At 40.0% G+C, this 14,042-nt stretch carries 3 protein-coding genes; all 3 read right to left on the minus strand.

Features of this window, described 5'->3' with window-relative positions; all coding sequences use genetic code 11:
* Positions 1-47 precede the first annotated feature (47 nt).
* On the minus strand, positions 48-9,461 hold the full coding sequence (locus tag B9T36_RS09570; protein WP_086209266.1) for a PLxRFG domain-containing protein: 9,414 nt from the start codon (positions 9,459-9,461) through the stop codon (positions 48-50).
* A 77-nt stretch (positions 9,462-9,538) separates the two neighbouring features.
* Positions 9,539-11,464, minus strand: coding sequence for a hypothetical protein (locus B9T36_RS09575; RefSeq protein WP_228146993.1), 1,926 nt, complete (start codon positions 11,462-11,464; stop codon positions 9,539-9,541).
* Between the two features lie 69 nt (positions 11,465-11,533).
* On the minus strand, positions 11,534-14,041 hold the full coding sequence (locus B9T36_RS09580) for a hypothetical protein (RefSeq protein ID WP_086209267.1): 2,508 nt from the start codon (positions 14,039-14,041) through the stop codon (positions 11,534-11,536).
* Between the last annotated feature and the right edge of the window lies 1 nt (position 14,042).

Raw genomic sequence — 14,042 nt, forward strand, 5'->3', positions numbered from 1 at the left:
CGTAGAGTTTTATTTAAAGGCGGTTATTTAGCGAACCTTACAGGGGGTTATTCACCAAAAGCAAAGTAACCAGCTTCACGTGCATCTTGACGATTTCGTGATAAATATATGCCATCTTCCGCACGGTCGATACGACGTTGGCGATTACGATAACTTTGGTTAAGGTTGATTCTAGTGATTCGACGTGATGGATTTTTATCATTGAAGCCTTGAATCTCTTCCCAAATTTCATCCATCTCTTGCTGGTCATCCAGCATTTTCGCTCGTGACCATAATGTCATCAAACGGCTACGACGCTCGTTGAGCTTTCGGTTAAGCTGGTAAATTGCTGTTTTGCCTTCATTAGCTGTTCGAACATCTGCTGGTGAGAAACCCATACCTTGTACAAGTAAATCCATTGAGCTGACATCATCCATGATAGATACACCAGTTTTGTCTTGTACACCCTCATCAGCATAACGATAGGTTTTGGCAAAGTTTTTTAGGAAAACTGGCAGCATAGTCTCAATGCCACGTAAAGTCTGACCTTCAGTAATATCTTGACTACCTTTGACCAAATTAGTTCCTATTCCTGCCACTGGTCCAAGTGCACCAGCCATAGCAGATTCAGCCCACCGCTTACCTTCAAGCCCCTCTTGTACATCCGGAAGTAACATATTATTAATACCAACACGGCCTGATAGATCTATTGGTGTTAGAGCTCTAGGTGCACCTTTCATCAATAAAGTTGAGATCGTGGGTCCAAACGCTTCAGCAAGATAGTTTCGTAATGCAACTTCTGCATCCCAAGGATCATCATCATCCCCGCCCATCCATGATGCAAGTGATAACAACATCCCGACCATAGGTAGCCCAAGCGTACCCGCAAAAGTTGCGTGCATTACCAAAATTGCACCAAGTGATTTCAGGGCTTCTTTCCGTTCAGCTTCTGTCTCACCTTTGATTGACTGATATGTCTGACGAGCTAATGTATAAACCATGTTCTGCCCAAACTGTTTAAACAGTAGAAGAACTTTAGCAACATTACCTTGCATAATACGTGGACGGTTCCCAGAACTGTAATCAAAGTGTCCTCTGTAAGTTGCATCTACAGCTTGATCAAAAGCTGAGTCATGATTTACACCTGCTTGCCGAGCCAAACGATATGAGGCAATAAAGGTCACTTCACGGTTGAAACGCTCTGCATTATGAAACAAGACACTAGCTGCACGCATAATCGGACGTGTTTTCCACATAATTCCACTATCCTCTCCCTGAGCAATTCCTGCTAAATCATGTGCCTGTGTTACATCAATCACACCACGAGATACAGCTTCATCGTAAGCCTGCTTTTCGTCCTTATTTAAAAATTTGGAAATATCAGCACTCATTGTTTTATAAAGGTCGGTTTTTGAGCCTTCCCACTTAACCTTATGAAACTCCACACCCTTTCTAAAATCATTAGATGCTTTCAGCAACTCATTAGCTGCTTTGTCGAAACCCCATTTAGCACCCATGATCGGATATGCAACCAATGCTGTCTGCGATAGGTTGACCAAAGCTGCTGCTGGTGATAGCCCCAGGTAATAAATAAAGCCCAAACTGGTTAATGCACTTGATAAAGGATGCCCTTTAGGGTTCATTAAGTTGTCATGACGATTGTTCATTTCATCAATGACTCGTTGAGCAGTCGGCTGATCAAAACTTTCTTTAAGCTTACTTTGTTCTGAGGCGTATTTCTGCATATCATCAAGCTGCTGAGCTAACTGATCACCAAATCGCAATTTGGCAAGATAACCTGCACCATGAAACATATTCTGAGCAAATGCACGGCGAGCATCTTGACTGAATCCAGCAGTACCTTTTCGGTGGATACCGTGTTTTGCCCAAGATAAATCGGGCATAGATGATAAATACAGTTGACTTAAAGTATCTTCAAATTCTGCCTGTTCAGCAGTAGATAAACCCAGATTATCAACTTCAGCAAATAGGCTAGTCATAAATCCACGACCAACTGCATCACGAGAAGCGTTAAACGCTTTATCTAGCATGACTCGATCAGTTTTATAATGCGGATATTTCTGCATTAATTCTGACCGTAGACGTTGTGCTTCACCCATGGTCTCAGCGCGGCTAATGCTTTCAACTTCACCATTTTGATTTCGCATCACCACTACATATTTACCAAAACGAGCTAATGGAAAGTAGACGCCTTTGACATATCCAAAGAAGTTATCATCCATTTGTTTAAGTAAATCAGCTTTCTTTTGACTAGAAAGTTCTGATCTTAAGATGCGCTCTTTAATTGCTTGATGTACTTTTGCATAGTGCTTTTTATAAGCATCACGTGCTTTTAAATACATTGCCTGAGCTTCAGGTGATAATGAATTGTAATCATCCCGTAATTGCTTATATCTTGAAACACTATCGCCTTTTACATAAGGCTTTGTAGGGTCAATTTTTGCTAACGTAGCATCATGCATTAACTCTGCAAGTTGATTTTCATCTTTTAGATTTGCCCACTCCCGCACGATACCGTCAGCTTCAGCACCTGCATCATTCTTATCAGCATCCATTTGAGCAACTAAATCATTATATTTGTTTAGTTGTGGTAATAGTTTGCTATAAATTTCAGTAAGTTGTCTACGTCCTAAAGCTGACAAGCCGATACCTAACCAATCAGTAAATTTATAACCTGTCTTATCCTTGACTGATGAAATGGAAATATTACTAAGGTTTTTGCTTAAATTATCAATAACATCTTTTGCTGAACGGCTAAATCTAATATCTGAACTTTCGCTATTAAATGTGCCCGTATTTCCCTCAGCTATTTTTACTTGGTTAGGCTCTAAGGCAACAATATATTCTTGATTTTCAAATTGATGTACTACACCTTGGTACTTACCTGATTTCGTTGCTTCAACAACCTTATCTCGAGATACATTACCAGTTGTTTTAAATGCATTTCGAATGTTTACGAATAATGGCAATACGAAGCCATTATTGCCACGGTTGTTCGCGTACATATCAGCAGTATCAAAACTATCTGTTAAATATATTCCATCACCTAGAAGTCCATGACCTTGCTTAAACTCATTGAACTTGGTGGAAGTGCCATGATAAACAACCTTAGGTTCCCCATTTTCATCTAACACCTGTGAAGAATTTGCTACATCATTTTCCCAATCACCAAACCATTTCTTAAATTCTGGGGTACGGACTTGTAACCATTGTTGTTCTGAAAGATGTGTCTTTGCACCGTTTGGTGCTGTCATCCAATGACTTGTACCATGGTATTTTTGACGAATTAAATCTAATGATGACTGATGTTTAATTTGCCCAATCATACGCTCTGATAGTGCAAGCATATCATCAGGATTCAAATTAAGATTGATACCAAAATTATCAAATACCCATGCTTTTACATACGAAACAATATTGTTAATCAACTTTTGTAGTGCATTCCGTTGAATCACATTACGTTGTTGCATAGTGGATGAAAGAGTTAACAAATATGGTAAATATTCAAGCTGCTGTCGTTCAGAGCCTTGTTCACGTTCCGCAAGCATTTTTGCAGCCAAAGCAACAGGATTGCCTTGCTCGACCAGCTTATTAAATTGATTCATCAATTCATTATATTGCTTCTGGTTCATCATGTTTTGAAAACCAGCATGCCCACCCAACTCATGCAAGAATGTTGGCACTGTGCTTTCAGCAGTCAAATTTGATGCAACAAGTACAGCTTTACCGTTGTAATAAAAACCCTCCACACCATCAACCTGATAATCCTGAATAATTTCAAGCTTACCTTGACGCTCCAATTCAGCAATGGTGTCCTCACCGAAGCGGTCAATCAAAAGCTCTCGTACTTGTTGAGTTGTAGAGCCTGTATAGCTTTTAGTGCGACGGCTATAAAGTGGAGTATCAGAATCGTTCTTAGATGAAAATTCTTGATTTTTATATTTACCAAAATAGCTTCGATCAACTACAGCCTTACGAGCTTCTGATAAAAACATCATTAAATCAGCATCATTATAACGTGAAAGGAATTTATCAAATCCACGATCACGGAACCACTGACGAATATATCCTATAACTTCATTTAGCTTTTGACGTACAAAAGGACGTGACTTGGCATTTTGAGCGATAAAGGCAAATAGCTCACTTACAGTTGCTTGTTGCGCATCTAATGGATCGTAATAGCCTTCCTCAACACCTTTTTTAAATGGCTTAATATATGCATTATCGAATTGATTCATATCAACGCCATTATCTTTGGCTATTTTACGAATACCCTCAATGCCACCAAGCGCATTAAAAAGCTGCTGAAACTTGGTTTTATATTCTTGGCCAAATAATTGCTGAACTCCAAAATGCCCAACCACTTCATGTAATATGACTTCCTCATAGGCTTCATAAGTGGTCTGTTGTGTATTATGATTTCCTTGGACATCCCCAGCATTAATATAAAGTGTGCCTTTATGCCAAACAGCACTTACATCATAACGTTTTGTATTGCCATCTTCATCTTGGTAGTAGTTTTCTTGCTGTATCGCTTCTGGCAAAGTCTCAAACGATTCAACGACAATAAACGGAAATTTGGACTCTACTACCCCATTGATCCCACTTTTAGATTTACTTGGCGTGCTCCCTTTAGAAATCCCAGAGAGTATATCCGTTACAAGACTATTAGCCCGATTCTTAGAAATAGGCAAAAATGAAGTAGATAAAGGGGATGTATTTTTTCTCTCATTATCAGGTTTTAATTTGTCACGACTATAAAGTTTAATCCCTGTTTCTGTTTCTTCTGTTTTTAGTGTATCAACCAAATCAGAAAACTTTGCATTGATTGCTTTGCGTTCATCACCATGTGGATATGGGCGCATCCACCCCCATGGTGTTTCTATCGCAGCATTTTCAGGTGCATGGTTTAAAAATGGGCTATGTCCATTATTTTCAGTTATCTTATCCTCAACAAACCCCTGAAACGCACGTGCACTCAACTCATGCGGAGTTGTCCAATAATCAGAACCACGTCCTTCATCAAGGTTTTTGGCATCCATCACAAACTTAGTAGGTATTTTCCTAGTCTTGCTAACTTCTTTTTGAGCATCAGCCAACATTTTCAGACGATTTGCATAACTGTTCATGGCTGAACGCAAGCGATCCAGTACTGCATCTTGATCTTTACTAAAACCAGAACGCCCTCGTACTGATTTATAAATCTCCCCTAACTGTTCTAAAGCATCATTAGTCCAACGAGCACCTGAAAATATACCGCTTGCAGATTTGTTTTTTACATCAGTTCGCCATTCTGTTTCGAGTAACTCACCATTGATCAACTGCTGGGAAATCGTATCAAATACAACCAATTGTTCAGCACTGGCTGGCTTGTTATGACGTTTATAATATTTTGGATCACGCTGTTGAGACAATTCCTCTCTCAATGAATCCAACCGCTCTTTCACGCTGTCCCGACTTTGACCTACAAACTTATCCACCGCCTGCACATCTTCTACATACTGCTCAGCTTTTGTGGACATAGTTTTCATTAAATCAGTATAGGCATTGCGCACATCTTCTCGAACACCTGAATTCCTATAAGAAAATCCATGACTCACCATACGGTCTTTACTATTGTTCGTTATTTTTAAACTACGTGTGCCATCAGAATCCACAACCCACTCTGCCGATGCGATACCATCTTGGCGTGCAAGATAGTGATCAAAAGCATGCCACCACTCATGCGCAAGTGAACCAGCACCATTCATTTTGGTTAAATTGATCACCACTTTTGCAGGCTCATAATGTGCACGTGCACTACTTAAACCTTGCCCTCGTGCACCAAATGCCAATGCTAAATCACCATTTAAACTGATTGCTTTAGCAGGGATTTTCAATACTTCAGCCAGATCAAGTAAGCCGTCGTAGGCGTCATTAAGCAACTGTTGACGTTCTTCCTGGTTATTCCAATTTCCAAATTCAACACCACGAAAGCCAAACACTTTCATAAAATCGGTATCTTTAGCATCACCTTTGCGACGCTCAATACCTTTGCGGACTGTATTTTCAGGACGTGGTAAATCCAACTCACCAAAAGTGGTACTGGTTTCAAGAATATTCGTTGCATTTTCAATTAAATAGGTTTGAGCATCCTGTTTCGCATCAAAAACCTTGTTTACTACTTTGACACGCTTTACATCATTAATTTGTCTCCAAATTTCAAATCCACTTTCGCCATCACGTCGTGCATATACCCGATGTTTCAAGCCAACCGCAACGACAGGCAGCATATCTTTTGCTTCATGTTCGCTATCAAACATACCAAGTTTTTTAGGACTTCCTTTCCAATCGGTTTTTTTACTGTCCTCAATGACCCATTTACCAGTTTCATTTGAATTGGTCGATGACACAATTTCACTGATCGTATATCGCTTTGACCATGTAGGTCGGTTATCTGTTGATTTGGTTTTTTTTGATTTCCCTGCTGATAATGCTGTATCTTTTCGAGCACCTCCAATTTTTTCACCTAAATCTTTAATCACTTCTTTAGGTTTATTGACATCGGTGTTAGTCGCAGGCTTGGAAGTATCCTCATTTTTCAGCCAATCCTTAAATTGTTCCATATTCATGGTACGAATTGGACCTACTTTCCAGCCTTTGTCAAAGTTGGATTTATAGGCAGTGGTAGCTTCTTCCTGACTATCAAATCCCATCATCACTTTATGTTCATCAAATCCACCCGTCACTTGATCTATTTGATCAACTACATAGATTTTTTCGGAGTCAGGATTTCTACCGACATAGGTATCAATGTTTTCCTGATCTGCACCTACAGTACGCTTGATATATCCATAGTGGTCGCTCATCGTGTGAGCCCATTCTTTCCCATTGGGATTAGTGCCACGACGTTCTGAACCTTTTGGGTTTTCTATAGCAATATCTAAACCATGAACTTTAATATGCCCTTTCTTATAGTTACCAGCTTCAATCTGGGCTTGAGTTGGTTCTGGCGTATTATTTTGTGAACTTGTTGCAGCCTGATGTGCATTTTCATCAATACTAATAGCATTAGGTTTTTTACCTATCCACTCCCCTGTATTTGGATGTTTCATACCTACAATTTCTACTGAACCATTGGCTTTCTGTACAGCGTTGTAATTAGGATTATTTAATGCATTGGTCTTTTTATTGTCATCACGCAAATCAATTGTGAAATCATCACCCAATATCTCAATATCAGACATTACACTTTCAACTGTATCACCGTATTGTTTTTGAATTTGCTCAGAGCCAAATGATGTTGTAGTAATTTCAGTTTGCTGAGATTTAAGCTGATCAATCTGTTTTTTAAGTTTTGCTTTTTGTGGAACAGATTTGGCATCTAAAAACTGTTGCTCGAGTTGTGCAAGTTGATCTGCAACATTGTTAGTTTTGGTTTTGTCAATATTATTTTGAGCATCCAAAATAGTATTTTTAGGCGTAGAAATATTATTTTCAGAAGCTGAAATAGAATTTGCTATTACACTTGGTTGGTCATTGCTTTGCTGAAATGCATTAATTTCTTTACGAATCCTTGCCTTTTCAGGAACGGTTTTAGCTTCTTCAAATTGTTGTTCCAAAGCTTCAAGTTGTGCTTGATTTCCATTTTGTACCTGAGCTACATGGGGTTGAATCTCAATACGCTTTCCGTCTTGGACTACCTGGTAATCATTGCCTAAATTTTTCTTATCAATAAATGCTTGCGCTTTTTCCTGATTACCAAACCATTTATTTTTACCATCAGGACCTAAGATTGGTTGAATAGTTTTCGTTTGTGGAGCCGACTCTGTTCCATTTTTCTCAAATTCTCCTGCCATTTCATCCGCTGTGTTAACGTCATACTGTTGAGAAATTGATTCGCCTGCATTGTCAGATTGTGCATTTCCTTGCTGTACTGCTGCATCTTCAAAGTTTGTATTAAAGGATTGTCCTTCATTCTGGTTTCCTAATAATTGGCGATAATCATTCGGTACCACATCACTGATCGGCGTATTGCTTTGCTCTTGAGTCTGCTGCTCTGGCGTATATCTCAATTGAGCTGTTGGAGATGCTCCACTATCCACAGCTAAAGCTGCTGCGGATGACATAGGTCCATCATCTGGATTAATACCTAAACGTTCTGATGGTAACTGTGGCTGTGTTGAATGATCCTCAAAATAGTTTCCGCCACTTGGAGATAGTGGATTATTTGACGGGTCTAAATTACCAGACGTATTAAAATCTGCATCACCTTCATAATTGTTGCTTAATAAATTATCTGCATCCATTGATGGTTGATCATAAACAAAAGCTGTGCGGCCTTGATTATCACCCTGTGCTACATTTTCACGTGGGATATATTCACCAGACAAAGCATTATCTGGGCTTGGACCCAATTGAGGTGGTACAGATGGTAAATTAGGTGTATTTGATTGCTGTTGGCTGTTTTGAGGTTCGGTTCCCGTGTTATGGCCAGATAAGATATTGGCAGCACCACCCATTGCCATACCAGCCAAAGTACCCATGACTGCTGCATCTTCAATACCATCATGCCAAGGCTTATCTAATGCCAAATTTTGTAAAATCTGCTCAGATACTGATTGCGGTAATTCTTCTAAAAAGCCTTCTGAAATTGCACCTTCAATTACACGACGAGGTAAAGACTTCGCAGGCATTGATGCAATCTCACCAGCAATATCTGCTGGACCTAGCTTACCATTCACCAACATGGTATCTACATCACCGATACCTAGTTTTTGTGCTATACGACCACCAGCAAAACCAATTAAGCCACCAAGTACACCTGTTGTTGCTCCCGCTAAAGATTGATCTGCTGTTAAGCGTCCATCTACAGTCTCTTGGCGAATTTGTTCTGCTTGGCTACCTGCCATTCCGAGACCCTCACCAACCGAAGCAGCAACAACAGGGTTGGCTATGCCTGTACCTCGACCAAGTGCAGCACTGGCAAACATGGGTAGTATAGATTCAGCAACGGTATTTGTAAGAAGCGATGGATTGTCGATGACGTTTTTTGTTATATCAACTGCATTGTCGAATTTTTTACCAACCTTTGTTGCAAAGTCATCGCCTTCTTCAATTTTTCGATTTCCAACATTTGAAGAATCTTTTAATTGCTGTTGATACTGTTCAGACTGCCAACCTGTCATTGAGTTCTTAGTTGCTTTTGGATCGTAACCAAGCTTGTCAACAAGTATTTTGCCCGTAGCGCCATCAGACATTACATCACTTAAACCGACAACAATTTCACCAACACCTACTGTACCCTTACCGAGCAATGAAACAGCATGATCTTTCACTTGACCAAGAAAACCTTTATCTTTAGGTTTGTCTGTCTTTTCTTCGCTCCAATTTTGTTCCCAAGGTTTTTTATTGATGGTGTCAGAATTATTTGCAGTTGGTTGATTCCAATTTTGTTCCCATGGTTTCTTTTGCTCAGACATGACAAACTCCTATTAGCATGTCATGTATGCTGTGGCTTAAGCACTTTTTAGTCGAACCTTAGAGGGGGATAAGATTTTTAAATAGCCTCCCAAGAAGATGGACTATTCGGATCACCCCCTTTGAATTTATAACCACCTTGAACTTGTCCTACTTTTGGACCATTACTGGTTTGATTATTAATTTGGGTATCGACAAATTGCTGTGTCTGAGTATCAAATAATCTTTGTGGTTGAGTGAGCGTTCCGCCTGCCTTATCATCCCATTGTTGTCCACCGCCTACTGTCATGAAACGGTCTTTACCAGTATCTGCTTTATTACCTGCATAACGATTAATTTTTTCTTGAATGGATTTACGATCTTCATCCGATTTCGCAGAATCATATTGTTCATACAGCTTTTCCATTCTTGCGGAGTTGCGAATGCCAAAACCTTTTTCAGTGGCATTCAAATTAAATTCGCGGTTAGCTAAATCGTTTGTTGCTTGAAATTTCTGAGCATCAAGACCTAGATTCGCATTAAATCGGTTATTGGTGCCTTGCTCACCTAGTTCAGTACGGTAATTCTGTGCTTCTTGACCCATTGCCTCCCGTTGTAACGATGCTTGGTTATTCGCATCAGTGGTATATCGCTGATTTGCGCGGTTATCTTCTCCTTGCTGTAAATCCGATAGGATTCGCATTTGATTTGCTGTTAATCCATTTGCACCTTTGATCGTCTTACTTGCAGCGCGTATTACATTTTGACGTTCTGCCTCCTGTGCATCGGTACGTAGAGGAGCTTCTATCTGTCTTTGGCGCCCACCAAAACCTTGCATGCCTATATTCATTTCATTTTGTGCAAATGCATTTTGAACCTGTTGTTCTGTTGGCCCCATCTCACGGGTATTTTGCATAAAGTTTGCAACACCTTTTGGATCATTTGCAGGTCGCACTTTGAGCCCTAATCCTTCGCCTTCCCGCACTCCATTTGCACGTGCTTGAGCAGCTGCAGCAGGATTAGCATAACTAAAGCTGTTTCCCTTTTGTTGAATCGCATAAGGATCAGCGTTCAACGTAGGATTTGATGAAGTCTGGGATACAGGCTGTGTCTGTGTAGTAGGTGATGTTTTATTATTGCCAAATGGATTGTTTACAACAGTATTTGGATTATTTTGTTTAGCATTAAATTCGGGTTGAGCTGCTTTTGCTTCACTTGCGATACGCTGTTTATCTGCATAAAAACGTCCAGCTTGTCCAAAAGTTAAAGCATTACCTAAATCGGATGCGTAACCTAATGCACGAACACCAAAGTCTTTCGCAAATCCCTTAACTGTACCTAAATCTTCTGTTGATTGATCCCCGATACCAAATCGCTCTCGATAATCTTCACTTGGTGTAGCGGCATTTGCAAATAAAGAAGATGCGGCACCCAAATACCCAACACCTTTTGCAAATTTACTGTTATTCACGAAGTTTCTCATACCTGCGCCAAAGCCTCCACCTTGTGTTGGTGCTGGATTACTTGGACCTGCTAATGGTGAGCTGGTTGTTGAAGGTGCAGTTGATGTTGCTGGAAGTTGACGATTAATTGGTGTGACATCACGCATTTGTGGCCCACCAATTCTATTTTGTTGTGCACGACGAATATCATCTGCACTTGGGTAGGCACTTGGTACCAGTCCACCATTTGCAAAAAATAACTCAGGTTTATTTTGACCAGGCTTAAAACCCAATTGAGGTTGATTAACAGGCATATGTGTCTGATCTTTCATGGCATCAAGAGTTTGCACACCAACCGAATGAACTTGGTCAGGCGAGAGTTGGAACTCACCGTTACTGAGATTAACTGGCGTGGGACTCCCCATATTTTTTAAATTATTGGTACCAATCTGCTGAGTCGAATCAGCAGGCATAATATAACTACCAGCTGGAACATTTTTATAAACATCATCAGAAGTGCCAGTACCTGCACCTTGAATTAGTCCATTTTCATCCTGCTTTGAACGCTTTTTTAAGCCATACATGATACTTATTCCAATACAAATATCATGTATGTTTAATCAACACATGCTGTAGGCGTTAGCCTTACAGGGTTAATATGAATAGTTGTGGTTTGTACTGGTACTCTCAGAGGCACTACCACTAATTGAAGCATTCGCTCCGATACTTGCAGATACATGCATTGCTGACATAGCACCAGCAGCCAATTGAGATGAGTACTGTCCGACCGCTTTAGCAGCTTCCAAAGCAAGCTGTGCTTTTTGAATCGCATTTTGCATTTTAGCTTCATACTCTTTTAACTGCATTTCAGAAAAGGCAATATTGGTACGAACATTCATATCAGCATAACGTGACTGAGTTTCAGCATTGGCAATCTGTGTGCGGAGAACCATATCGTTGTAACGTGATTGAGTTTCTGCAAATGCAATATTGGTTCTACTGTTCATATCAGCATATCGAGCTTGCATTTCAGCATTCGAAATAGAAACACGCGACCGCGATTCAATGTAGCGGTTGTACACATCAGCATTCGCAATCGTCGTTCTTAGGCTTAGGTCTGCATAGCGTGAATGTGCATCACTCACAGCAATGGCAATACGAGTCTTCATTTCCGCAAAACGCGCCAAAGATTCACTATTAGCAATATTTACCCGCATTCGCATTTCAGCATATTTGGCTTGCGCATCAGCATATGAAATTTTTGTACGCGAGATTGAATCAACAACACTGGCTTGAGTTGATAGTCTAGAGGTTTCAACTTCAGCTTGCGCTTTAAATAATTCAACCTTGGAGTTAAAAGCAGTGGTATTGCTTTGAATAACACCCATTTTTGCATCTATTTCAGACTTGTACGCTTCAATATTGGCTTGATATTCAGATATTTTTACCCGTGCAGCCTCAAGATTAAGTTCAATCTGCTTTGACTTTAGATTGGCTTTCGCTGAAACCCCCTCAACCGTCGCTGCATACATGCGTGCAAGTGATTCATACATAGATGTTTTTGAGGTCTCTGCCTTAATTTGCGAATCATAAGCATCGACTTTGAGTTTTTCCGCACCGATCTGTTCAGAATATGCTTGCACCTCAGATTTATACGCATCGAATTTTGTTGCAATCAATCCAGCCCTTGCAGTAGCACCCTGCACTAAAGCCTTATAAACTTCAACATTAGTCATAACGGCTTCGATTTTCGCTTTAAAAACATCTACTTTTTGTTGATTTAACTGACCGATAACCGCTTGTGCATCCAGCATGGTTTTATAAGCACTGATACGCGAAATTGTTGCTTCAATTTTGGTCTTATAAACACTGATTAAACTTTCAAATGCAGAATTTTGTGCATTAAAAATACTAATTTGAGCATTTAAAATACTAATTTTGCTATCTATTTGAAATTTAGCCATCTCCATCGTATTCGACACATAGGCCAACCACATATCTTGCTTCATTTTCTCCAAAGCCATTCCTTGCTCTGTGAGGAAACGAATATGCTCAAGCTGCTTATCAAAAGACTGGATCATGATGTCACGATTCAATTCAGCCGTATTCAGCCGACCTTGTTCACGGATAACAGCTATCTGCTTGTCTAATGCACCTTGAGGAAGTGAAAAACCACGGCTGGCCCATGTTTCAGTGATTTCTTGAACAGCTCTTTCTGTTTCAGCATTATTACGCTCACGCGCTCGGTTAAATAGCGCTTCCTCTACCACCAGAGGCAACCCTAATCCAACATGAGAACCATCTAACCATTGACGAATTTCAGTGACCAAAGGTTTAACGACATTATCCACATTAGCTGTATAGTAATCCTTTGATACAACCGCTTGGGTATTCGATAAAATAACATCAAGGTTGTCTGGAATGGTTGCATTGAAAACAGGTGCAGTCCCTTCAAATACCAGAATTTCCTCATATTCGAAGTCAGGTAATTGAATTTTTTCCATTACATCCATTTCTGGAATGATGATTGTTGGTGCTGCTGGCATCTCAATATCATCATCAATTTCTGGTCTGAATGGAACCGCTATATCAGTCATGCTTGGTGCTGTCGGTAAATTCAATACAGGAGCATCAGGCGTGGTCGGAAAATCCAAATCACTTAAATCTAATTCTGTAATCAAATTGCTTAAATTGATTTTGCTTGGTAAGGCACCTGCATCAAAATTCTGAATATTGAATGTTGGTGCTGTTGGCAAACTAATCGTTGTATCAAATTCAGGCAATGTAGATGCATCAAGAAAATCAGGTGTCGATAAGTTCTCAGAGAAAATAGGAGCATCAGGAATATCTATACTTAACCCAGTAAATTCAGGGCTAAGCATCTCTTTAGGCTTCTGAATATCAAGGTCAATGACAGGTGCTTCAGGGCGATCAACCGTTAATTCGGGTGCTGTTAAACCCTCTAATGGCTCAAAACCTGACTCACCCGGTGTAGCAAGATCCAAAGGTTCATCTACACTATCAATAGTAATATTGGTGATGTTACTCAGGGCTTCTGCTAAGTCACTAGAGAAACTATTAACCTTGCTTTCAAAATAATCGAATTTTCCCGTAACCTCTTCCGTCACAGTATCAATCTGAGGAATAATGGTTCCAGCCATA

Source organism: Acinetobacter sp. ANC 4204 (assembly GCF_002135205.1).
Taxonomy (GTDB): Bacteria; Pseudomonadota; Gammaproteobacteria; order Pseudomonadales; family Moraxellaceae; genus Acinetobacter.

What these genes read in the sequence shown, in the direction of transcription:
- B9T36_RS09570 (WP_086209266.1), bottom strand. Translation starts at nt 9,461, where the DNA reads ATGTCTGAGCAAAAGAAACCATGGGAACAAAATTGGAATCAACCAACT.
- B9T36_RS09575 (WP_228146993.1), bottom strand. Translation starts at nt 11,464, where the DNA reads ATGTATGGCTTAAAAAAGCGTTCAAAGCAGGATGAAAATGGACTAATT.
- B9T36_RS09580 (WP_086209267.1), bottom strand. Translation starts at nt 14,041, where the DNA reads ATGGCTGGAACCATTATTCCTCAGATTGATACTGTGACGGAAGAGGTT.